Raw genomic sequence first — 22905 nt, forward strand, 5'->3', positions numbered from 1 at the left:
GGGCCGCCAGCAGGAGCATCATCGGTGTCGTGGAATTGGACTTCGAACGGTGCTACCGGGCCGTCGACAGCCGCGACCAGCGGTTCGACGGGTGGTTCTACACCGGGGTGACCTCGACCGGGATCTACTGCCGGCCGTCCTGCCCGGCGATGACGCCGAAGCGGCAGAACGTCCGGTTCTTCCCGTCCGCCGCGGCGGCCCAGGGCGCCGGGCTGCGTGCCTGCCGCCGGTGCCGGCCGGACGCAGCGCCCGGCTCGCCGCAATGGGACGTGCGCGCCGACGTGGTGGGCCGGGCGATGCGGCTGATCGCCGACGGGGTGGTGGACCGGGAGGGCGTGCCGGGGCTGGCCGCCCGGCTCGGCTACACGGAGCGGCACCTGCACCGGATGCTGCGTACGGAGATGGGTGCCGGGCCGCTCGCGCTGGCCCGGGCACAGCGCGCGCAGACCGCCCGCACCCTGATCGAGACCACCGACCTCGGCCTGGCCGAGATCGCGTTCGCGGCCGGGTTCGGCAGCGTACGGCAGTTCAACGAGACGGTCCGCGAGGTGTACGGGGTGCCCCCGAAAGAGTTGCGGGCCGCCCGGCGGCGGCCGGCGCCGGGCGGGGCGGGCACGATCACGCTGCGGCTGGCGTACCGCCCACCGCTGCACGCCCGCGCGCTGCTGGACTTCCTCGCGCTGCGCGCGCTGCCCGGCATGGAGGAGGTGCGTGACGGCACCTACCGGCGCGGCCTGCGGCTGCCGCACGGCACCGGCGAGGTGGCGCTCACCCCGGCCGACGGGCACGTGTCGGCGACGCTGCGGCTGACCGACATGCGCGACCTCGCCCCGGCGGTGGCCCGCTGCCGCCGCCTGCTCGACCTCGACGCCGATCCGGCCGCCGTCGACCAGACCCTGGCCGCCGACCCGGCGCTGGCTCCGGTGGTCGCCGCCGAGCCCGGGATTCGCCTCCCCCGCTCGGTCGACGGCTTCGAGATGGCCGTCCGCGCCATCGTCGGCCAGCAGGTCTCGGTCACCTCCGCCCGCACCACCCTCACCCGTCTCCTCACCCACACCGCCCCCACCCCCTCCCCCACCGCCGACCGCGTTGATCATGAAGGTGTGGTCACCGGCAACGGCGTGTCGCGTCGACAACTTCATGATCACCGGGCCGAGGTCGCGGGTGGGAGCGGCGAGGGCGGGGGGTTGCGGGGGTTTCCGGGGGCGGAGGAGGTGTTGGCGCTGGCGGATGGGGCGTTCGGGATGCCTGCCGGGCGGCGGGAGACCATTCGGGCGCTCGCCCGGGCGGTTGCCGGTGGCGAGCTCGACCTCGATCCGGGTGGGGACCGGGAGGAGGCGGTGCGGCGGCTGCTGGCGCTGCCCGGGATCGGGCCGTGGACCGCCGGCTACGTGGCCATGCGCGCGCTCGGCGACCCGGACGTCCTGCTCCCCACCGACCTGGCCGTACGCCGCGGCGCCGCCGCCCTCGGCCTGCCCACCGACCCGAAGACCCTCGACGCGTACGCCGAACGCTGGCGCCCCTGGCGCTCGTACGCGGTGATCCGACTCTGGAGAGCAGCATGAGCACGACCATCGACAGCACCGTCCTCACCACCCCGACCGGGCCGCTGAGCATCCTCGTCGACGCCGACGGCGCGGTCCGGGCGGCCGGCTTCACCGCCGACCCGCAGCAACTGCTGCCGGTGATGCACCCGAGCCTGCGGGCGCCACTGCGGCACCGGGCCGACCTCGGCCCGGTCACCGCCGCCGTGGCGGCCTACCTGGACGGCGACCTGACCGCGATCGACGGGGTGCCGGTACGGCAGCACAGCGGCGGCGCCTTCCTGGCGCACGCCTGGGACGTGCTGCGCGAGGTCAAGCCGGGCGAGCCGGTCACCTACACCGGGTTCGCCGGGCTGGCCGGCCGCCCCCAGGCGGTACGCGCCGCCGCGGCGGCCTGCGCCCGCAACGCAGCCGCGCTCTTCGTCCCCTGTCACCGGGTGCTGCGCACCGACGGGACGCTGGGCGGCTACCGCTGGGGGCTGGACGTGAAGAAGTGGCTTCTCGGTCATGAGCGGCGGTTGACGGCAAGCTGACACCTGTCAATCTCCTATTTGCCGATACCGTCGGGTAGTGCCTGCGGAGAGCGACGGCAACCCGGCTCCCGGGGTCGCGGCTGGCCGGCATCCGCTGCACAACCTCTGGCGACTGCGCCACTACCTGCGCCCGTACGCGGTCGAGTTCGGCTGGCTGCTGCTCGCCGCGCTGGCCGCCACCGGGGCCAGCATCGCGATCCCGCTGGTGGCGCAGCGGGTGGTCGACGGGCCGGTCGCCCGGCAGGACCCTGCCGGCCTGTTCCGGCTGGCCGGGCTGGCCCTGCTGCTCGGCCTGGCCGAGGCGCTGCTGATCTTCGTCCGGCGGTGGGTGCAGTCGTCCTCGTCGGTCGCCATGGAGGCGGCCATCCGGGCGGACGTCTACGCCCACCTGCAACGCCTGCCGGCCAGCTTCCACGACAGGTGGCAGTCCGGCCAGCTGCTCTCCCGGATCACCAGCGACCTGTCGGTGATCCGCCGGTTTCTCTCCTTCGGCCTGTTCTTCCTGGTGCTCAACCTGGTCACCTACCTGGTCGTGGTGGTGCTGCTGATCCGGCTGCACCCCCCGCTGGGGCTGCTGGTCGCGGCCAGCGCGGTGCCGCTGCTGCTGATCAGCCGCCGCTTCGCCCGCGCGTACCACACCGCGTCCCGGCGGATGCAGGACCAGCAGGGCGACGTCGCCACGCTGGTCGAGGAGACCGCGCAGGGCCTACGCACCATGAAGGCGTACGGCCGGGGGCCGGAACTGGCGGCCCGGTTCGCGGCCGGCGCGCGGGCGCTGCACGACACCGGGGTGGGCAAGGGGCGGCTGCTCGCCCGCACCTCCGCCCGGCTCGACCTGGTGCCGAACCTGACCCTGGGCGTCGTACTGGTGGCCGGGGCCGCGGCGGCCGCCGCCGGGGTGCTCACCATCGGCGAACTGGTCGCCTTCGTCAGCCTCCAGCTGATGCTGATCTGGCCGGTGCAGTCGCTGGGCTGGATCATCGCCAACGGGCAGGAGGCGGCCACCGCGGCGGACCGGGTCCAGGAGGTGCTGGACACCCCGCCAGCCATCGTGGACGCTCCCGGCGCGGTGTCGCTGCCCCGCGCCGCGGTCCGCGGCCGGCTCCGCTTCGAGCGGGTCTGCTTCCGCTACCCGGGCGCCGGCACGCCGGTGCTACGCGACGTGGAGTTGACCGTCGAGCCCGGCGAGACGCTGGCCCTGGTCGGCGCGACCGGCTGCGGCAAGAGCACGCTGCTCTCCCTGGTGCCCCGGCTGCACGAGGTGACCGGTGGGCGGATCACCCTGGACGGACACGACCTCCGGCAGGTGCGGCTGGCCTCGCTGCGCCGGCTGGTCGGGGTGGCGTTCGAGGAGCCGACGCTGTTCTCCATGTCGGTCTGGGAGAACCTCACCCTGGGGCGGCCGGACGCCGGCGAGGACGAGGTCCGAGCCGCGCTCGCGCTAGCCCAGGCCGACTTCGCGTACGACCTGCCGTGGGGGCTGGCCACCCGGGTCGGCGAGCAGGGGCTCTCCCTCTCCGGCGGGCAGCGGCAGCGGCTCGCGCTGGCCCGGGCGGTGCTCGGCCGGCCGGCGCTGCTCGTCCTCGACGACCCGCTCTCCGCCCTCGACGTGCAGACCGAGGCGCTGGTGGAGGCGGCGCTGAAGCGGGTGCTGCGGGAGACCACCGCGCTGCTGGTGGTGCACCGGCCGTCGACCATCGCCCTCGCCGACCGGGTGGCCCTGCTCCACGGCGGAAGGATCGCCGCGGTCGGCCGGCACACCGACCTGCTCGCCACGGTGCCGGCGTACCGCGCGGTGCTCTCCGCCGAGCCGCCGGACGCGGCCACCGAACCGGCCTCCGGCGGTCGCGGCCTGGTGCGGTCGTGACCGCCGAGCCCGGGCGGGGCGAGGAGGCCGACGACGGGCCGGACCTGGCCCGGTGGCGCGGGATCGCCACCGATCCGGAGGCCGACCGCAGCCGGGCCGAGGAGGCCACTCCCGAGGCGGTGGCCCGGCTGCGGGCCCGCAGCCGGGCGCTGCTGCGCGACCTGCTCCGCCCGCACCGGCGTCGGCTCGGTACCGCGGTCGCGTTGCTGCTGAGCCAGAACGCGGCCGCGATGGCCGGACCGTACCTGGTGATGCTCGGCATCGACCGGGCCATCCCGCGGCTGCGCGCCGGCGACGCCGGCCCACTGGTCGCGGTCGCCGGTGCGTTCGGCGCGGCCACCGCCGTCGAGTTCCTGGCCCGGCGCGGTTTCCTCACCCGCTCCGCAAAGATCGGCCAGGCCGTCCTGCTCGACCTCCGCCGGCGGGTGTACGGGCACTTCCTGCGCCTGCCGGTGGCCTTCCACGAGCGGTACACGTCGGGGCGGATGATCTCCCGGCTGACCAGCGACCTCGACTCGATCGCCGAACTCGTCGACGGCGGCATCGACAGCCTGGTCCTCGCCGTGCTGTCCATCGTCTCGGTGGCCGCCATCCTGTTCTGGCTGGACCTGCCGCTGGCCGCCGTGACGCTGCTCGCGTTCCCGTTCCTGTTCTGGCTCTCCCGCTGGTTCGCCCGCGCCTCGGCCGGCGCGTACCGGCGCACCCGGGAGGCGATGGCGCTGGTCATCGTCCACTTCGTCGAGTCGACCCGGGGCATCCGCGCGGTACAGGCGTTCCGCCGGGAGCCACGCAACCAGCACATCTTCGACGCCGTGAACGACGACTACCGGCGGGCCAGCCGGGACGCGTTCCGGCTGATCGCGACGTACTCGCCGGGGATCAAGGTGATCGGCAACGTCACGGTGGCGGTGGTGCTCTGCTACGGCGGCTGGCGGGTGCTGGGCGGAGCCACCGGGGTCGGCGTGCTCGCCGCCTTCCTGCTCTACCTTCGGCGGTTCTTCGAACCGATGCAGGAGTTGAGCCAGTTCTACAACTCGTTGCAGTCGGCCACGGCCGCGCTGGAGAAGCTTGCCGGGGTGCTCGACGAACGACCGGCGGTGGCCGAGCCGGCCCGGCCCGTACCGCTGCCCGCCGGGCCGCCGCGCGGGGCGGTGGCCTTCCGTGCGGTCACCTTCGGCTACCGGCCGGAGACGCCCATCCTCACCGAGCTGGACCTGATCGTCCCGGCGGGGCAGACCGTCGCGCTGATCGGGCCGACCGGGGCGGGCAAGTCGACCGTCGCCAAGCTGCTCGCCCGGTTCCACGACCCGCTCGCCGGCACGGTCAGCCTGGACGGGGTCGACCTGCGGGACGTGGCCGACGCGGAGCTGCGCCGGGCGGTGGTGCTGGTCACCCAGGAGACCCACCTGTTCAGCGGCACGGTCGCGGAGAACATCCGCTTCGGCCGGCCGGGCGCCGACGACGACGCCGTCGAGGCCGCCGCCCGGGCGATCGGCGCGCACGACTTCGTCACCGCCCTTCCCGACGGGTACGCCACCGAGGTGCACCGCCGCGGCGGCCGGCTCTCCGCCGGGCAGCGGCAGCTGGTCGCGTTCGCCCGGGCCTTCCTGGCCGACCCGACGGTGCTGATCCTCGACGAGGCGACCTCCTCGCTGGACGTGCCCACCGAGCGGCTGGTGCAACGCGCGCTCGGCACCATCCTGCGCGACCGCACCGCGCTGGTGATCGCGCACCGGCTGTCCACCGTGGAGGTCGCCGACCGGGTGCTGGTTCTCGACGGCGGCCGGATCGTCGAGGACGGCCCGCCCGCGCGGCTCGCCGCCGGCGGCGGCCGGTACGCCGAGCTGCACCGGCAGTGGCGCGAATCGCTGCTCTGACTAGAATCGGCCAGCCACTGCGCCGCCGCATCGGCAGGATCGCGGGCGCGGCGCCGGACACACGGGGGAAGGTGTGGGCGTGCGGACACGACGGCGCATGATCATCGCGGGGCTGGCCACAGCCGCCTGCGTACTGGGGACGACGGCGGTGGTGCTGGCGTCCGGGGCGGACCGGGAGCCGGCGGGCAACCCGCTCGCCGCGGCGACGGCCGGCGCGACCGACGCGGGCCCGAGCGAACCGGCCGGGACGGCCGGCCTCGGCGCGGCCAAGCGCTCACCGGCCCCGGGCGCCACCGCGGCCGGCGCCGCCCGCCCGGCCGACGCGGTCGCCGAGGACGGTCCGGCGTCCACCTCCTACCTGCGGGACCGCTACCGGGTCGGCGCCGACGAGGCGGCCCGCCGGCTCGCCCTCCAGGAGCTCTCCGCGCCGCTCGCCGAGGAACTGACCACCCGCTTCCCCGACCAGTACGCTGGCATGTGGCTGGACCAGGCCGGCGGCGGCGTGCTCACCATCGCGGCCACCGACCCCGCGCCGCTGCGCGCGGCGGTGGCCGGCCTGCCGGACGCGGCGCACGTCAAGGTGGTGCCGGTGCGGCACTCGCTGCGGCAGCTCACCGCCGGGACGACCCGGCTCGCCTCGGCCCTGGACGTCACCGCCGGCAGCGACGTGGTGGTCGACGTGCAGGCGAACGAGGTGGTGGTGCTCACCGGCGACGTGGTGGCGGCCGACGACCCCCGGCTGGCCGACGCGCTCGGCGCCGCCGGGGTGCCGGCGCGGGCGCGCACCCGCCTGCCCGCCGGCATCGTGCAGAAGGCGTGCGACCCCCGCTACTGCGCGCAGGCGCCGATGCGCGGCGGCATCCGGCTCGACGTGCCCCGCGACGACGACACGGTCGGCGGCTGCACCTCCGGCTTCAACCTCCGCGCCCGGTCCGGGGCGTACTACGTGCTGACCGCCGGGCACTGCGTGGTCGGCGGCCGGCACCAGGAGCAGGACCGCACCTGGCACCAGTTCCTCGGGCCGAAGGTGCCGGTCGGGGTCGAGTCGACCAGCCCGGTGCTGGCCGAGAACGCCTACCCGAGCGACTACGCGGTGATCCCGTACCAGCCGGGCGCGGCGGACCGCTGGGCGTACCCGCGCCGCGCCACCACCGACCCGGTCAACCTGGTCAACTACTGGTGCGTGCCGGACAACCCGCACTGCACCGACGAGCAGGGCAGCCGGGACGTGCCGATCACCGGGTACGTCGCGGCGAGCGCGGTCCAGGTCGGCTGGATCGTCTGCGCCACCGGGTCGGCGTACACGCCGAAGGCGGGCGAGACGTACGTCGACTCGGGCGCCGGCGCCGGCTACGTGCCGGGCACCCGGTGCGGGGAGGTCTTCGGCAAGGCCAGCGGCGGCATCGACGTGCACATCTGTGCCCGGCCGGGCGACAGCGGCGGGCCGCTCTTCGTCGAGTCGACCGGCAAGGCGCTGGGCATCCTCTCCGACGGCGACCCCGGCCAGGGCGCCTGCACCAACCCGGACGAGCGCAACTACTACGCCCCGGTCTCCACCATCCTCGACCGGGTGAACGCGCGCACCGGGCTCGGCTTCCAGCTGCCCACCCGCGGCCCGCTGCTCGGCCCGATCGCACCCTGACCGGCCCGCCGCCGGCATCCGGGCCGGCGGCGGGAAATCGGCTCGCGGCGCGCGGGTCAACGCGTGGTCCGGTCACCGGCTGCTGCCTACGATCGACGGATGACCGATACGGCGAGGACGGCCCGCGCCGGCGTCCCCGAGCGTCCCACCCTGGACGGGCTCGAGGAGACCTGGGCGCGCCGCTGGCAGGAGGACGGCACGTACGCGTTCGACCGCTCGAAGCAGCGCTCGGACGTCTACGCGATCGACACCCCGCCGCCGACCGTATCGGGCGAGCTGCACATGGGGCACGTCTTCTCGTACACGCACACCGACCTGGTGGCCCGGTTCCAGCGGATGCGCGGCCGGGCAGTCTTCTACCCGATGGGCTGGGACGACAACGGCCTGCCCACCGAACGGCGGGTGCAGAACGTCTACGGGGTACGCTGCGATCCCGCCCTGCCGTACGACCCGGGCCGGCGGCCACCGGCCACCCCGGTCAGCGACGCCGCCCGCCGCGACCCGACGCCGATCTCCCGGCAGAACTTCATCGAGCTGTGCGAGCGGCTGACGGTCGCCGACGAGCAGGTCTTCGAGGCGCTCTGGCGCCGGCTCGGCCTGTCGGTGGACTGGTCGCTGACGTACACCACGATCGGCCGGGTGGCCCGGGCCACCTCGCAGCGGGCGTTCCTGCGCAACCTGGCCCGGGGCGAGGCGTACCAGGCGGAGGCGCCGACCCTCTGGGACGTCGGGTTCGCCACCGCTGTCGCCCAGGCGGAGCTGGAGGACCGGGAGCGTCCGGGCGCGTACCACCGGCTGCGGTTCGCCGGGCCGGGCGGGCGCGAGGTGCTGATCGACACCACCCGCCCGGAGCTGCTGCCGGCCTGCGTGGCGCTGGTCTGCCACCCCGACGACGAGCGCTACGCCGACCTGGTCGGCGGCACCGTGCGCAGCCCGCTCTTCGCGGTCGAGGTGCCGGTGCGCGCCCATCCGCTGGCCGACCCGGCGAAGGGCACCGGCATCGCGATGGTCTGCACCTTCGGCGACCTGGCGGACGTGACCTGGTGGCGCGAGCTCCAACTGGACACCCGGGTGGTGATCGGCCGGGACGGCCGGCTGCTGCCCGAACCGCCGGCCGGCGTGCCGGCCGAGCCGTACGCCGCGCTGGCCGGGCAGACCGTCAACGGCGCCCGACGGACCATCGTCGAGCTGCTGGCCGACGCGGGTGAGCTGGTCGGCGAGCCGCGGCCGATCACCCACCCGGTGAAGTTCTACGAACGCGGCGACCGGCCGTTGGAGATCGTCTCGACCCGGCAGTGGTACCTGCGCAACGGCGGCCGGGACGACGCGCTGCGCGACGCGCTGCTGGCCCGGGGCCGTGACCTGCGCTGGGTGCCGGAGCACATGCGGCACCGTTACGAGCACTGGGTCAGCGGCCTGACCGGCGACTGGCTGGTCAGCCGGCAGCGCTTCTTCGGCGTGCCGGTTCCGGTGTGGTACCGGCTCGACGACGCTGGCGAGCCGGACTGGTCCCAGCCTCTCACGCCGGCGGAGTCCGCGTTGCCGGTCGACCCGTCCAGCGACGCCCCGCCCGGGTTCGACGAGTCCCAGCGCGGGCGGCCGGGCGGCTTCGTCGGCGACCCGGACGTGCTGGACACCTGGGCCACCTCGTCGCTCACCCCGCAGATCGTCGGCGGCTGGGAGACCGACCCGGACCTGTTCGCTCGGGTCTTCCCGATGGACCTGCGCCCGCAGGGTCAGGAGATCATCCGGACCTGGCTCTTCTCCACGGTGGTCCGCGCCCATCTGGAGCACGGCGTGCTGCCCTGGCGGGACGCGGTGCTCTCCGGCTGGATCCTCGACCCGGACCGGAAGAAGATGTCGAAGTCCAAGGGGAACGTGGTCACCCCGATGGCGCTGCTGGAGCAGCACGGCTCCGACGCGGTGCGGTACTGGGCGGCGAACGGCAAGCCCGGCATGGACCTCGCCTTCGACCCGGCACAGATCAAGGTGGGCCGGCGGCTCGCCACCAAGCTGCTCAACGCGTCCCGGTTCGCCCTCGGGTTGGGCGCCGCCGACGCGTTGCGCGCTTCGGCGACCGAGCCGCTGGACCGCGCCATGCTCGCCGAACTCTCCGGCCTGGTCGCCACCGCGACGTCCGCGCTGGAGGCGTACGACCACACGGCGGCGTTGCAGGTCACCGAGGCGTTCTTCTGGCGGTTCTGCGACGACTACATCGAACTGGTCAAGGAGCGCGCCTACGGCTCCGGGCCGGGGGCCGAGTCGGCGCGGGCCGGGTTGGCCAACGCGCTGTCGGTGCAGTTGCGGCTCTTCGCCCCGGTGCTGCCGTTCGTGACCGAGGAGGTCTGGTCCTGGTGGCGGTACGGCTCGGTGCACCGGGCGCCGTGGCCGACCACCTACGAGGTGGGCCGGGCGATCCAGGGCGAGGGCGATCCGGAGCTGCTGCGGCTCGCCGGCGAGGCGCTCAGCCAGGTGCGGCGGGCCAAGTCGGAACGGAAGCTGTCGATGAAGTCGGAGGTGCCGCTGGCCGAGGCGCTCGGCCCGGCCGCGCTGCTGGAGAAGCTGACCCTGGTCGCCGACGACCTGCGGGCCGCCGGCCGGATCAGCAAACTGGACCTGCTCCCCGACCGTACGCCCGAACTCGTCATCGCCTGCGCGTTCTGACCGCGACCCCGCCGCGGGTTCACCAGCCGCGCAGGAAGCGCAGGCCGAGCAGGAAGGAGATCACGGCCGGGCCGACCAGCAGCGTGATCGCCTGGAGCCGGTACGGCATCCGGTGCCGGGTCAGCTCGACCGCGTTGCCGAGCACGATCACCCCGGCCAGCATCAGGTACGCGCCCCACCAGCCGGTGTCGCCGAAGTCCACCAGACCGGCCCGGATCAGCTGGAAGGTACCGCCGAGCAGGGCGCCGGCCAGGGCCAGCAGGGCGGCGGCCCGGTGCAGCCCGCGGGCCAGCGGATGCGCCGGCCGCCACAGGTAGGTGCCGGCGACCGCCAGGCAGGGCAGGATGATCATGGTCGGCCAGCCCCGGCCCATCACGCCGAATATCAGCAGCGCACCGACCGCGAAGACCAGCGTGCCGACGCAGGCGACCACGTACCCGGCGAACGCCCGCCCGCCGCCGCGGGCCAGCAGCGGCCCGCCGGTGGCCGCGATCAGCGCGCCCGGGATCAGCACGAACCCGGCCCACCAGTGGAAGTGACCGCTGCCCTGCGCCGCCGTCGTGGTCACCGCGGCCGCCAGCCCGGCCGCCGCGAGGCTCACCAGCCAGTGCCGCGCGGTCGGGTACGGCCGGCGCGGCAGGACGTGTCCCGCTCTTGCACTCACCCGTCCAGCCTCGCCGACCGGGCCGGCCCGGTCCATCCGGCCAGCCCTACCATCCGCCCACCGGTTCACCGGACGCCCCCGGTGACCAGCCCGTACGGCGCAAGCGTGATACCGCGGGATCGTCCTGACTCCGCGGTATCACGCTCGTGGAACCATGCCGCCCCGGCCGCGTGACGGGCACGTGGCCGGCGCCGCTCAGCTGGTCTCGCCGGCCACGCTGAACGAGCGCAGCCGGTCGATCGCCAGCACTGTGAAGCCGACGCTGATCAGCGTGGTCATCACCACCGCCACCGGCACCGAGACGTCCGCCTCCAACAGCCCGGTGGGGGCCAGCCGGTCGGCGAGGGCGATCACGTACTGCTGGATGGAGAGCACCTTGGTGCCGCTGACGAAGTTGCCCAGCAGCCCCTCCCAGATCAGCACGTAGACCAGGCCGAGCAGGACCGGTCGCCGGGTGACCAGGCTGAGCGCCACGAACAGTGCCGAGTAGGCCAGCGCCCCGGCCGACGCGGCGGCGGCCAGCGCGAGTCCGAGGCGTACCGAATCGGCCAGCACGCCCGCGACGTAGAGCGGCACCGCGACGGTGACCGCGCTGACCCCGGTGGCCACCGCGAGCTTCGGCAGCACGATCTGCCAGCGCGGCAGCGGCTTGGTGAGGATGTGCACCACGGTGCCGTCGTCGATCTCGGCGCCCAGCACGCCGGTGCCGACGATCAGGGCCACCACCGGCAGCACCACGGCCAGCCCGAGGCCGACCAGCACCGCCGGGCCCCACTCGCCCGGGTCCACCCCGAGCGCGCGGGACAGTACGGCGAGCAGCACCAGCACCACCGGGAGCGGCAGCAGCAGGAGGAACCGGCGACGGCCGAACAGTCCCCGCGCGGTGATCCAGGAAACGGTCGACATGTCAGGCCTCCACCAGGTAGGAGAAGACGCTCTCCAGGGACTCGTCCTCGGGCACCAGCTGCCGGACCCGGATGCCGTTGGCCAGCGCGATCCGCGGCAGCGCCCGGGTGAACGCGCCGTAGTCGCCGGCCCGCACGGTCAGCCCGGTGCGGTCCAGCTCGACGCCGGTCACCGACGCCTCGGCCATCAGCGCGACCGCCAGCGCCCGGTCGTCGGTGGAGCGCACCGCGAACACGTGCGGCCGGTTGGTCATCAGCCGGCGGATGGTACGGAAGTCGCCGGAGGCGGCCAGCCGGCCGGCGACCATCACCTGGACCGTGCCGGAGACCTGCTCGACCTCCTCCAGGATGTGCGAGCTGAACAGGATCGTCCGGCCCGCGTCGCCGAGGCGGTGCAGCAGCTCCATCATGTGCAGCCGCTGGCGCGGGTCCATCCCGTTGAACGGCTCGTCGAGCAGCAGCACCTGCGGGTCGTGCACGAGCGCCGCCGCCACCCGGGCGCGCTGCCGCATGCCCTTGGAGTACGTGCCGATCCGGCGGTCCTGCGCGCTCTCCAGCTCGACCAGCGCGATCGCCCGCCGGGCCGCCTCCGCCGGGTCGGGGAGCCGGTGCAGCTTCGCGCTGGCCAGCACGAACTCGTGCGCGGTGAGGAAGGCGTGCACCGCCTCCCGCTCGCTGACCAGGCCGAGTCGCCGGTAGACGTCGGGGTTGCGCCAGGTGGGCCGGCCGTCCAGGGTGACCGCGCCGCGCGACGGGGCCAGGAAGCCGGCCATCATGTGCAGCAGGGTGGTCTTGCCCGCGCCGTTCGGGCCGAGCAGCCCGGTGACGCCCGGGCCGAGGCTCATGCTCACGTCGTTGACCGCCACCACGTTGCCGTACCAGCGGGAGACGCCGGCCAGCTCCAGGGTGCTCACGGTCGGGGCGGACGGTTCGCCGGCCGCCATGGGCCGGGTGTCGGCACTCGTCGTGCTCATCGGGCGGCCACCTTCCGGTACCGGGCCAGCAGCAGGGTGACGCAGGCGGCCACCAGCAACACGGCGGCGACCGCGTAGACCGGTCCGAAGTCGCCGATCAGCGATTCGGCCTGGCCCGCGCCGTCCTCGGTGATCAGCAGGTCGCCGAGGGACCAGACCCCCACGCCCTGCACCAGCGTCGACGGCGAGGCGAGGAAGGCCAGTTCGTTCACCGCCCGGGACGGCATGACCGACAGGGTGGCGACGATCGGCGTGGTCATCAGGAAGACCGCGACGATGCCGCCGGCGGCGAAGGCCCGCTTGCCGGTGAGCGAGGCGACCAGCAGACCGATCGAGGCGAAGACCACCGCCCACAGCCCGGCGTAGAGCAGCCCGGGCAGCAGGTCGAGCAGCTCGTTCCAGACCCCGCGCATGCCGTCGCCGGTGGTGAAGGCGGCGCCCAGGAACATCACCAGCTGCGGCGCGCCCAGCAGCAACCAGAGCGCGGTCGTCATCGCCAGCAGCTTGGCCAGCGGGTAGTCCGACCGGGGCAGCGGCCGGGAGAAGTAGAGCGGCAGCACCCCGCTGCGCAGGTCCCGGGAGACCAGCTCGGGGGCGACCACCGCGACGAAGAAGATGACCAGCCAGCTCATGTTGTCGGCGAACTGGGCGTACGTCATCACCACCTCGCCGATCTGGCTGCGGACGGCGGTGGCGCCGGCGGCCACCACGGTGACGATGCCGACCACCAGCCAGGGGAAGATCTTGGCCTTGGCGCTGCGGCCGAGGCCGAAGGCGGTGCGCAGGCCGTGCAGGTAGAGCGCGCCGAAGACCTGGCGGCGCCCCAGCCGGGGACCGGTGTAGCGCTGGTATCCGATGTCGTGGATGACGCCGGTGGGCTCAGGCATGGCTGGGCTCCCTCGTGGCGAAGAGCTCGGCCACCCGGTGCCGGCGCTGGTCCAGCCGGTGCAGCGGCAGGTCCAGCTCGGCGACCGCGCCGAGGATGAGGTCGTAGGTGGCGTCGTCGGCGAGTTCGACGAGCAGCAGCCGCCCGTCCCGGCGGACCGGCAGGCGCAGCGCGGCGAGCCGGGCGGCGAGTTCCTCGGTGCCCTCGCTGACCTCGACGGCGAGCACGTCGGTGGCCGAGGTCATGGCGGAGATGTGGTCGGCGCGCAGCAGCCGCCCGCCGTCGATGGCGACCAGGGTGTCGCAGATCCGCTCCACCTCGCCGAGCAGGTGCGAGCAGACCAGTACGGAGATGCCGAACTCGGTGCCGATCCGGTGCACCAGGGCCAGCATGGCGTCCCGGCCGGCCGGGTCGAGGCCGTTGGTGGGCTCGTCGAGCAGCAGCAGGTCGGGGTCGTGCACCAGCGCCTGGGCGAGCTTCACCCGCTGCTTCATGCCGGTGGAGTAGCCGCCCACCGGGCGGTAGCGCTCCTCGTAGAGCCCGACGTGCCGCAGCGCCTCGGAGGCCCGCTCGCGGGCCACCGTACGCGGCAGGCCGCTGATCCGGCCGAGGTGGGTGACCAGTTCGGCGGCGGTGAGGTCGGGCGGCAGGGCGTCGTGCTCGGGCATGTAGCCGACCCGCGCGCGGACGCCCGCGGATTCGGTGGTGGGGTCGAGGCCCAGCACCCGCACCCGGCCGCTGGTCGGGGCGAGCAGGCCGAGCAGGATCTTGATCAGCGTCGACTTGCCAGCGCCGTTCGCGCCGACCAGGCCGATGATCCCGGGCTCGACCGCGACGGTCAGGTCGGCCAGCGCGGTGACCCCACCCCCGTACGTCTTGGTCAGCGACTCGGTCGCGATGAGTGTCACGCCGCCCAGCGTAGGCACTCCGCGCCCGCCGCGGGCCTGGTGGACCCCTGGCGCTCCCCTGATTCTGTCGCCGGGGTCCCCTAGGGTCCGGACGCCCCGCCCCCACAGCCGGCGACACCGCGACCAGAATGGTGCCGATCGTTGCGGCTGTCCGAAACCAGGCACCGCCGGCGTCGCCCGCGGGCGGCGCGACCTGAGCGGTGACGAGCCCACCGGAGGAAGCATGACTCTCGACTCCAGGACCCCGCGGGTCAGCGTCGTGGTTCCGGTGTACAACAGTGGACCGCACATCGAGAAGCTGGTCGCCTCGCTGCTGCGCCAGTCGCTGCCACCCGGCGAGTTCGAGGTGATCTTCGTCGACGACGGCTCGACCGACGGCACGCCCGCCCGGCTGGACGAGCTGGCCGCCGCGCACCCGCACCTCCACGTGCTGCACATCCCCAACTCCGGCTGGCCGTCCCGACCGCGCAACCTGGGCATCGAGCGGGCCCGGGGCGAGTACGTCTTCTTCGCCGACGACGACGACTGGTTCGGCGACGAGGCGCTCGAACGCCTGCACGACTGCGCGACGGAGCACGACGCCGACGTGGTGGTCGGCAAGATGGCCGGGCACCGCCGCCGGGTGCCTCGCGAGCTGTTTCGCCGCAACCGCTTCGATGCCACGCTCGCGAACTCGCCGCTGATCGACAGTCTGACCTGCCACAAGCTGTTCCGGCGGTCCTTCCTCGACGAACACCGGCTGCGCTTCTCGGAGGGGCCGCACCTGCGGCTGGAGGACCACCGGATGGTCGTCCGGGCCTACCTGCGTTCCCGGTGGACCTGCGTCCTGGCCGACTACACCTGCTACCACCACCGGCGGCGCCAGGACGCCGGCAACGTCACGGCCCAGAAGTTCTTCGACCCGGCCAGCTACTTCGCCGGCCTGCGCGAGGCGCTCGACATCGTCGACGCGCACATTCCGCCGGGTGAGGTGCGGGACCGCCTGCACCGACGGTGGCTGCGCCACGAGATGCTCAACCGGCTGCGCCGGCGGCGGCTGCTGGACGCCCCGCCGGAGTGGGCCGACCAGGTCGCCCACGAGGTACGGCAGATCATCCGGGAACGCTTCGCGCCCGGCGTCGCCGCCGGGCTGCCGCCTCTGCAGCGGGTCGCCGCCCACCTCGCCGAGCACGGGCGGGTCGAGGATCTGCGCCGGCTGGCCGAGTGGGAGACGGGCATCGCGGCCACCGGCGCCGTGGACCGCCGTGAGCTGAGCGGCTCGACCCTCACCGTCGCCGTCTCCGCCCACCTGGAGTCCGGGGGCCGACCGGTGACCTTCGCCGCCGACGGCGGCCGGGAGGTGCTGGTGCTGCCGGTGACGGACGTCGACCCGGCGCTGAGCGACTCGACCGGCACGCTCGACAAGAGCCGGCTCGACCTGATCGCGCGGCGCCGGGAGACCAACGAGGAGGTCTTCCTGCCGGTCACCTTCCACGCCGAGAAGGTGACCGCGGACGGCGGCACGCTGCACCTCGTCCACCACGCCACCGCCACTATCGACCTCGACCGGCTCAACTCCGGCCGGACGAAGGGCACCTGGTTCCTCAAGGCCCGGATCACCAGCGCGGGGTGGACCGTGGACACCCCCCTGGCGCTCGTCCTGCACTTCGCCGCCAACGGTGGCCGACCGGTGGTGCGCGACCGGGTTGGGCTGTGGTGGCGGGCCCGCTGGGCGGTCAGCCGCCGCCTCCCCCGGTGATCACCTCGCCGTCGTGCAGGCTCTCGGTGCGCTGCTGGATCAGCGTGCGCAGCTGGCCGGCGTCGCGGTCCACGGCCGCGACGTCCACCCCCCGCAGCCCCTCGACCTTCTCCCAGTAGAACCACAGGCCGGCGGTGTCGCAGTAGACGCTCCACACGCCGTACCCGCCGTCGGGCGCCGTGGCTGTCCGGCGCCAGTCGGGCGGCGAGTTGCTCCCGCAGCGCCGGCGCCCGGGCCGTGTCGACCAGGTACTTGATCTCGTACCGGTTGACGGCGTGCAGCCTGCTCGGCGCGCGCAGCGCGTGACCGGCCTGCTCCGCGTCGCGGCGAGGGCTCGCCGGACGTCCGGCCGCCGGGGCGGCGCCGGCCTCGGCGGCCCGGTCAGGCGGACGGGTGGAACGGGTGAACCGTGGTCGCACGGACCTTCCTCCGGTCGTCACTCGGTGCGGACCGGTGGAAGGGAACCGACCAGGATGCGAAGGCCATGTGAACGACCTGTGGACGAGCTATGGACGCTCGGGGCGGCCCGGTCCGGCGGGATCTGCGGGAGACGGTTCGGCGGGATCGGTAAGGGTCCCGTAACCGGTCGACCCGGTGACCGCCCGCCGGCCGGCGGCGAGACTGGACGCCATGCGCAGCCGCCTGTTCCGTACGCCCCTGACCTGGCTGGTGCTCGCCGCGGTCGGCGCGGGAGCCGCCCTTGGCCTCTGGTGGTTCCAGCCGTGGAAGCTGGTCACCGACACCGAGGTCGACGAGGAACTGTCGGTGGTGGCCACCGCCGCGCCGAGCGGGCCGGCGGTCCCCGCCGACGCCCCGGCATCCCCGCCCATCGGGCCGACGGTGATCCGCAGCGGCGCGTTCGTCACCCACGAGCACGACACCTCCGGCACCGCCCGGATCGTCCGGGGCGCGGACGGCCGGCACCGGCTGGAACTGGTCGGGCTGGACACGTCGAACGGGCCGGACCTGCGGGTCTGGCTCACCGACCAGCCGGTGCGCACCGGCACCGCGGGGTGGCGGGTCTTCGACGACGGCCGCTGGGTCGAGCTGGGCCGGCTCAAGGGCAACCGGGGCGACCAGGGTTACCCGATCCCGGCCGGGGTCGACCTGGCCGGGTTGACCAGCGTCTCCATCTGGTGCAAGCGGTTCGCCGTCTCGTTCGGCGCCGCGCCGCTGGACCCCGCCGGCTGATCCCCGCACCGCACCGGCCCCCGGTCACCGCACCCCCACCCGACCGGGTCGCCGCACCCACCGGCCGGTCGCGCCCGCCGACCCGGCGGGAGTGGAGTGGCGCTCTCGACCGATTCACGGTCGACTGAGAAACTGTGTGCCGGTCAGCGGGTTGGGGGTCTGATGAGCAACGGATGGGTGCTGCCCGACGAGGTGCTGCGGGACGCGCCGGCGTACACACCGCGGCCCGGCGAGCTGGCCGATCTGGAGCTGCTGCTGATCGGGGCGTACGCCCCGCTCACCGGCTTCATGACCCGCGCCGACCTGGTCTCGGTCAGCCGCCGCGGCCGGCTCGCCGACGACACCCCGTGGCAGGTCGCGGTGACCCTCCAGGTGCCCGCGGCGCTGGCCCAGGGGCTCGACCCGCGTGACCCGGCGCGCCGGGTGCTGGTGCTCACCGACGGCGAGGGCGCCCCGGTGGCCGCGCTGGACGTGGCCGACGCCTGGCAGGTGCGCGACGGGGTGGCCGGCGTCGGCGGCACGGTACGCCGGCTCGGCGACGGCGGCCACGGTCCGTTCCAGCGGCTGCGCCGCACTCCGGAGGAGGTCCGCGCGCTGCTGCCCCCGGGCCGGGTGCTCGGGGTGGTGGCCGACCGGCCGCTGCACCGGCCGCAGCTGGCCCAGATCGCGCACGCCGCCCGCACCCTGGCCGCGCACCTGCTGGTGATGATCCCGGTCGGCGAGGACGGCACCGGCGGGCTGCCGCCGGAGGCGCTGGTGCGCAGCATCTTCGCCGCCCGCGACCGGATGCCGCCGGCCACGCTGGTGGCGGTGCCGCTGTCCCGCCGCCGCGACGAGATCAGCGACGCGCTGCTGCGGGCCCGGGTCTCCGCCGCGTACGGGGTGACCCACCTGCTCTCCACCGGCGAGATGCTCTCCGGGGCCGGGCTGCGGGTGCTGGTGCCCCGGGAACTGGCCTACGACAACCGGGACGGGCAATGGCGCTGGCGGGAGGACATCCCGCCGCGCAACCGGCGGCTCGCGCTCACCCAGGCCGAGATCGACGACCTGCTCGACCGCGGTTTCCCGCTGCCGGAGTGGCACACGCCGCCGGCGGTCGCCAAGGAGCTGGCCCGGGCCCGGCCGCCCCGGCGACACCGGGGCCTGGTGGTCTTCCTGACCGGCCTTTCCGGTTCCGGCAAGTCGACCATCGCCCGCGGGCTGGCCGACGCGCTGCGCGAGCAGGGCGACCGGACGGTCAGCCTGCTCGACGGCGACGTGGTGCGCCGGGAACTCTCCGCCGGCCTGGGCTTCAGCAAGACCGACCGGGACCTGAACGTACGCCGGATCGGCTGGGTCGCCGCCGAGATCGCCCGGCATCGGGGAGTCGGCATCTGCTGCCCGATCGCCCCGTACGCGCAGGCGCGGGCGACCGCCCGGGAGATGGCGTTGGCGGCCGGGGCGGGCTTCCTGCTGGTGCACGTCGCCACCCCGCTGGAGGTCTGCGAGCAGCGCGACCGCAAGGGCCTGTACGCGCGGGCCCGGGCCGGTCTGCTCACCGGGATGACCGGCGTCGACGACCCGTACGAGGAGCCGACCGATGCCGACCTGGTCATCGACACCACCGAGCTGACCGTCGACGAGGCGGTGCAGGCGGTGCTGCACCACCTGACGGAGACGGGCTGGGTCGAGCCGCGGCTCCAGTCCACCTGATCACCCGCTGCCGGGGTTCCCTCCCGGGGTCGAGCCGTACGCGCTAGTGTTCATTCTTGTTGGAACACGTTCGACCGCGTGAGAGTACGCGGCTGGCGCGGGAGGTGCGGCGCGATGCTCGCCCAGCAGCGGCAGGCGGCCATCCTCGACCGGGTGCGGAGCACCGGCGGGGTCCGGGTCACCGAGCTGGCCGCCGAGTTCGGCGTCTCGGACATGACCATCCGACGCGACCTGGAGGCGCTGCACGACCGCGGCCTGCTGGCCAAGGTGCACGGCGGAGCCACCACGGCCGGCCCCGGCTCCACCGACGAACCCGGCTTCCGGGCCAAGTCGGTGCGGCAGCTGCCGGAGAAGGCCGCCATCGCCGGCCGGGCCGCCGAACTGGTCCGGCCCGGTGCGGCGATCGCCCTCTCCGCCGGCACCACCACCGCCGAGCTGGCCCGCCGGCTGGTCGACGTGCCCGGCCTCACCGTGGTGACCAACTCCCTGCCGGTGGCCGAGATCCTGCACGCCGGCGGCCGCTCCGACCAGACGGTGGTGCTCACCGGCGGCGTGCGTACGCCGTCGGACGCGCTGGTCGGGCCGCTGGCCGTGGCCGCGATCCGCTCGCTGCACCTGGACCTGCTCTTCCTCGGGGTACACGGGATCAGCGAGCGGGCCGGCTTCACCACCCCCAACCTGATGGAGGCCGAGACCGACCGGGCGCTGGTGGCGGCGGCGGACCGGCTGGTGGTGCTGGCCGACCACACCAAGTGGGGCACGGTCGGCATCTCCTCCATCGTCGAGCTCTCCGCCGCCCACGTGCTGATCAGCGACGACCGGTTGCCGGTCGACGCCCGCCGGGTGCTCGCCGAGCGGGTGGGTGAGCTGGTGACGGTTTCCGGGACGGCCGGGGCACGGACGACCACCCCGACGAGTGAAGAGGTGGCGGAGTGAAGCGCACCGCGATCAGGCTGGCCGACGGCCGCGAGCTGATCTACTTCGACGAGCGGGACGACGCGGTCCGCGACCAGCCGGACCGCCGGGAGCTGCCCCCGCTCCCGGCCGCCTCGCAGCTGCGCCACGACCCGCTCACCGACGAGTGGGTGGCCGTCGCCGTGCACCGGCAGACCCGCACGTTCCTGCCCCCGGCGGACGAGTGCCCGCTGGACCCGTCCGTCGGTGAGCGGCTCACCGAGATCCCGGCGCCGGACTACGACGTGGTGGTCTTCGAGAACCGCTTCCCGTCGCTGAGCGGCCGGGTGGCCGACGAGCCCGGCCAGATCACCCCGTTCACCCCGGTCCGCCCTGGGCTGGGGCGCTGCGAGGTGGTCTGCTTCACCGCCGACCACGACGCCTCCTTCGCCAGCCTGCCGCCGAGCCGGGTCCGTACCGTGCTGGACGCGCTCGCGGACCGGACCACCGCGCTGGGCGAGCTGCCCGGGGTCGAGCAGGTGTTCTGCTTCGAGAACCGGGGCGTGGAGATCGGCGTGACCCTGCACCACCCGCACGGCCAGATCTACGCGTACCCCTTCGTGACGCCGCGTACCCGGTCGCTGCTGGCCGCCGCCCGCCGGCACGCCGAGCGCACCGGCGGCGGCAACCTCTACGCGGACGTGCTCGCCGCGGAGCGGGCCGCCGGCGAGCGGGTGGTCGCGACCAACGAGCACTGGACGGCGTACGTCCCGGCGGCCGCCCGCTGGCCGTTCGAGGTGCACGTCGCCCCGCACCGGCCGGTGCCCGACATCCCGGCGCTGGACGACGCGGAGCGGGACGCGTTCGGCCAGCTCTACCTGGACCTGCTGCGCCGCTTCGACGCGCTGTTCGACCTGCCGATGCCCTACATCGCCGCCTGGCACCAGGCCCCGGTCCGGGTCGACCGCGAGCTGGGCCACCTGCACCTGCAGCTGTTCAGCATCCGGCGGGCGAAGGACAAGCTGAAGTACCTGGCCGGCTCGGAGTCGGGGATGGGTGTGTTCATCAACGACATCGCCCCGGAGCGGGCCGCCGAACTGCTCCGCGCCGCCTGACGGGCCTGGCCGCCGCATGACGGGCCCGGCCCGCACCTGACGAGCCTGGCCGTCAGCGGAAGGTCCGGACAAGGCGCGGGGGGCCCGGGACAGGGCGCGGGGGGCCCGGGACAGGGCGCGGGGGGCCCGGGACAGGGCGCGGGGGGCCCGGGACAGGGCCCCCCGCAGGGAAGGGACGGCTGGCTGTGCACGACAGCCGGGAAGGCTGGCTGATCGGCACTCTGCCGCGAGGCGACCGCGTCAACCCTCCTGGACGCGACTGGCATCTCGTCCACCCAGGTCAACGAGGCGCGCCGACGTTGGTGACGCTGCGTGCGTGTCGTGCCGCGACACGCCGCCGCGCCGGCCGGGCCGGCGGCGTGCTCCACGCCAGGTCGAGCACCCGCCCCGGGACGGCGGAAGCCCGCCGGCGGGTGCCGACGGGCTTCCGGGTGGTGCTGGTCGACGACTCAGGCGGCGAGGCGGCGCGCCAGGTTCTCGTCGAGCGCGTTCATGAACTCGTCGGTGGTCAGCCACGGGGCGTCCCGCGAGATGAGCAGCGCGAGGTCCTTGGTCATCTGGCCGCCCTCGACGGTGTCCACGATGACCTGCTCCAGCGTGTTGGCGAACTCGGTGACCGCCGGGGTGCCGTCCAGCTTGCCCCGGTGGGCGAGGCCCCGGGTCCAGGCGTAGATCGACGCGATCGGGTTGGTCGAGGTCTTCTCGCCCTTCTGGTACTGCCGGTAGTGCCGGGTGACCGTGCCGTGCGCGGCCTCGGCCTCGACCGTACGGCCGTCCGGGGTCATCAGCACCGAGGTCATCAGGCCCAGCGAGCCGAAGCCCTGCGCGACGGTGTCGGACTGCACGTCACCGTCGTAGTTCTTGCAGGCCCAGACGAAGCCGCCCTCCCACTTGAGCGCCGCGGCGACCATGTCGTCGATCAGCCGGTGCTCGTAGCTGATGCCGGCGGCCTCGAACTCGGCCTTGAACTCGTTCTCGAACACCTCGGCGAAGATGTCCTTGAACCGGCCGTCGTACGCCTTGAGGATGGTGTTCTTGGTGGACAGGTAGACCGGGTAGCCGCGGTCGAGGCCGTACCGCATGGAGGCGCGGGCGAAGTCGCGGATCGACTCGTCGAAGTTGTACATGCCCATGGCGACGCCGCCGCCGGGGAAGTTGGCGACCTCCATCTCCATCGGGGCGGAGCCGTCGGCCGGGGTGTAGGTGATGGTCACCGTGCCCGGGCCGGGGACGACGAAGTCGGTGGCCTTGTACTGGTCGCCGTGGGCGTGCCGGCCGATGATGATCGGCTTGGTCCAGCCGGGGACCAGCCGCGGCACGTTGGACATGATGATCGGCTCGCGGAACACGACGCCACCGAGGATGTTGCGGATGGTGCCGTTCGGAGACCGCCACATCTTCTTGAGGCCGAACTCCTCCACCCGGGCCTCGTCCGGGGTGATCGTCGCGCACTTGACGCCCACGCCGTGCTCCTTGATGGCGTTGGCGGCGTCGACGGTGACCTGGTCGTCGGTCTCGTCGCGGTGCTGGATCGACAGGTCGTAGTAGTGCAGGTCGACGTCGAGGTAGGGCAGGATCAGCTGCTCCCGGATCTGCTTCCAGATGATCCGGGTCATCTCGTCGCCGTCGAGCTCCACGACCGGGTTGTTTACCTTGATCTTCGCCATCGGCCGGCGCTCCTCTCGGGGGACACGTGCTCAAGCAGTACGAGCGTACTGGAACCGGCTGGCGTTCCCCACCCGGCCTCCGTCGGCGCGCTGACCAGCCCGGATGCGGGCGCGGGAAAACGGGGATGCCCGACCACGGGATCG

At 74.1% G+C, this 22905-nt stretch carries 18 protein-coding genes; 11 read left to right on the forward strand and 7 right to left on the reverse strand.

Translation table 11 applies throughout. The features are described from left to right. Positions 1-29 precede the first annotated feature (29 nt). The 6 genes from FHX32_RS05175 to valS all read left to right on the forward strand — a co-directional run bounded on the left by FHX32_RS05175 (position 30) and on the right by valS (position 10127). Positions 30-1565 (forward strand): AlkA N-terminal domain-containing protein, encoded by a 1536-nt coding sequence (locus FHX32_RS05175; protein WP_167179699.1) that lies wholly within the window; start codon positions 30-32, stop codon positions 1563-1565. After that, the gene (locus FHX32_RS05180; protein WP_167179700.1) at positions 1562-2077 is read left to right on the forward strand and encodes a methylated-DNA--[protein]-cysteine S-methyltransferase; all 516 of its coding nucleotides are present in this window, start codon (positions 1562-1564) and stop codon (positions 2075-2077) included. The genes FHX32_RS05175 and FHX32_RS05180 overlap by 4 nt, the downstream gene beginning before the upstream one ends. 37 nt (positions 2078-2114) lie before the next feature. Next, complete coding sequence (locus FHX32_RS05185; protein WP_167179701.1) at positions 2115-3944, forward strand: ABC transporter ATP-binding protein; 1830 nt, start codon at positions 2115-2117, stop codon at positions 3942-3944. After that, positions 3941-5821 carry an ABC transporter ATP-binding protein gene (locus tag FHX32_RS05190; RefSeq protein ID WP_167179702.1) on the forward strand — a complete coding sequence of 627 codons (1881 nt, stop codon included), beginning with the start codon at positions 3941-3943 and terminating at the stop codon, positions 5819-5821. Before FHX32_RS05185 ends, FHX32_RS05190 begins: the two co-directional genes overlap by 4 nt. A gap of 79 nt (positions 5822-5900) precedes the next feature. Further along, a complete protein-coding gene (locus FHX32_RS34415) occupies positions 5901-7463 on the forward strand; it encodes a trypsin-like serine protease (protein WP_208417958.1) in 1563 nt (520 codons plus the stop codon). A gap of 99 nt (positions 7464-7562) precedes the next feature. Continuing rightward, positions 7563-10127, forward strand: coding sequence for a valine--tRNA ligase (gene valS / locus FHX32_RS05200; protein ID WP_167179703.1), 2565 nt, complete (start codon positions 7563-7565; stop codon positions 10125-10127). Between the two features lie 19 nt (positions 10128-10146). On the opposite strand, the gene FHX32_RS05205 is transcribed toward valS, so the two are convergent. The 5 genes from FHX32_RS05205 to FHX32_RS05225 form a co-directional block, all read right to left on the reverse strand. Beyond that, positions 10147-10791: a hypothetical protein gene (locus tag FHX32_RS05205; RefSeq protein WP_167179704.1), complete on the reverse strand. Its 645-nt coding sequence runs from the start codon at positions 10789-10791 to the stop codon at positions 10147-10149. Positions 10792-10986: 195 nt separating this feature from the next. Next, on the reverse strand, positions 10987-11697 hold the full coding sequence (locus FHX32_RS05210; protein ID WP_167179705.1) for an ABC transporter permease: 711 nt from the start codon (positions 11695-11697) through the stop codon (positions 10987-10989). Between the two features lies 1 nt (position 11698). Next, complete coding sequence (locus FHX32_RS05215; RefSeq protein WP_486480917.1) at positions 11699-12670, reverse strand: ABC transporter ATP-binding protein; 972 nt, start codon at positions 12668-12670, stop codon at positions 11699-11701. Beyond that, positions 12667-13557, reverse strand: a complete 891-nt coding sequence (locus tag FHX32_RS05220) for an ABC-2 transporter permease (protein ID WP_167179706.1) — start codon at positions 13555-13557, stop codon at positions 12667-12669. Before FHX32_RS05220 ends, FHX32_RS05215 begins: the two co-directional genes overlap by 4 nt. Continuing rightward, entirely contained in the window at positions 13550-14464 is a 915-nt protein-coding gene (locus FHX32_RS05225; RefSeq protein ID WP_109903694.1) for an ABC transporter ATP-binding protein, read from the reverse strand. Before FHX32_RS05225 ends, FHX32_RS05220 begins: the two co-directional genes overlap by 8 nt. A 223-nt stretch (positions 14465-14687) precedes the next feature. Here FHX32_RS05225 and FHX32_RS05230 point away from each other — a divergent pair, with 223 nt between their 5' ends. Further along, on the forward strand, positions 14688-16202 hold the full coding sequence (locus tag FHX32_RS05230) for a glycosyltransferase family 2 protein (protein ID WP_167179707.1): 1515 nt from the start codon (positions 14688-14690) through the stop codon (positions 16200-16202). Here FHX32_RS05230 and FHX32_RS34420 read toward each other — a convergent pair. Then, positions 16180-16359: a hypothetical protein gene (locus FHX32_RS34420; protein WP_208417959.1), complete on the reverse strand. Its 180-nt coding sequence runs from the start codon at positions 16357-16359 to the stop codon at positions 16180-16182. The two genes, FHX32_RS05230 and FHX32_RS34420, sit on opposite strands and share 23 nt — an antisense overlap. 473 nt (positions 16360-16832) lie before the next feature. On the opposite strand from FHX32_RS34420, the gene FHX32_RS05240 reads away from it, so the two are divergent. The 4 genes from FHX32_RS05240 (at position 16833) to galT (ending at position 21094) form a co-directional block, all read left to right on the forward strand. Then, positions 16833-17393, forward strand: coding sequence for a DM13 domain-containing protein (locus tag FHX32_RS05240; protein WP_167179708.1), 561 nt, complete (start codon positions 16833-16835; stop codon positions 17391-17393). Between the two features lie 162 nt (positions 17394-17555). Next, a complete protein-coding gene (cysC, locus tag FHX32_RS05245) occupies positions 17556-19085 on the forward strand; it encodes an adenylyl-sulfate kinase (RefSeq protein WP_167179709.1) in 1530 nt (509 codons plus the stop codon). 114 nt (positions 19086-19199) lie between these two features. Continuing rightward, positions 19200-20021, forward strand: coding sequence for a DeoR/GlpR family DNA-binding transcription regulator (locus FHX32_RS05250; RefSeq protein ID WP_167179710.1), 822 nt, complete (start codon positions 19200-19202; stop codon positions 20019-20021). Next, complete coding sequence (galT, locus tag FHX32_RS05255; protein WP_167179711.1) at positions 20018-21094, forward strand: galactose-1-phosphate uridylyltransferase; 1077 nt, start codon at positions 20018-20020, stop codon at positions 21092-21094. The genes FHX32_RS05250 and galT overlap by 4 nt, the downstream gene beginning before the upstream one ends. Positions 21095-21543: 449 nt before the next feature. On the opposite strand, the gene FHX32_RS05260 is transcribed toward galT, so the two are convergent. After that, a complete protein-coding gene (locus FHX32_RS05260; RefSeq protein WP_167179712.1) occupies positions 21544-22761 on the reverse strand; it encodes an NADP-dependent isocitrate dehydrogenase in 1218 nt (405 codons plus the stop codon). Between the last annotated feature and the right edge of the window lie 144 nt (positions 22762-22905).

The sequence above is a fragment of the Micromonospora sp. CNZ280 genome (assembly GCF_011759515.1).

Excerpts from the sequence above, each read along its gene's own strand:
- FHX32_RS05230 (WP_167179707.1), top strand. The coding sequence starts at position 14,688 with ATGACTCTCGACTCCAGGACCCCGCGGGTCAGCGTCGTGGTTCCGGTG.
- valS (WP_167179703.1), top strand. The coding sequence starts at position 7,563 with ATGACCGATACGGCGAGGACGGCCCGCGCCGGCGTCCCCGAGCGTCCC.
- FHX32_RS05180 (WP_167179700.1), top strand. The coding sequence starts at position 1,562 with ATGAGCACGACCATCGACAGCACCGTCCTCACCACCCCGACCGGGCCG.
- FHX32_RS05240 (WP_167179708.1), top strand. The coding sequence starts at position 16,833 with ATGCGCAGCCGCCTGTTCCGTACGCCCCTGACCTGGCTGGTGCTCGCC.
- FHX32_RS05220 (WP_167179706.1), bottom strand. The coding sequence starts at position 13,557 with ATGCCTGAGCCCACCGGCGTCATCCACGACATCGGATACCAGCGCTAC.
- FHX32_RS05210 (WP_167179705.1), bottom strand. The coding sequence starts at position 11,697 with ATGTCGACCGTTTCCTGGATCACCGCGCGGGGACTGTTCGGCCGTCGC.
- cysC (WP_167179709.1), top strand. The coding sequence starts at position 17,556 with ATGAGCAACGGATGGGTGCTGCCCGACGAGGTGCTGCGGGACGCGCCG.
- FHX32_RS05260 (WP_167179712.1), bottom strand. The coding sequence starts at position 22,761 with ATGGCGAAGATCAAGGTAAACAACCCGGTCGTGGAGCTCGACGGCGAC.
- FHX32_RS05215 (WP_486480917.1), bottom strand. The coding sequence starts at position 12,670 with ATGAGCACGACGAGTGCCGACACCCGGCCCATGGCGGCCGGCGAACCG.
- FHX32_RS05250 (WP_167179710.1), top strand. The coding sequence starts at position 19,200 with ATGCTCGCCCAGCAGCGGCAGGCGGCCATCCTCGACCGGGTGCGGAGC.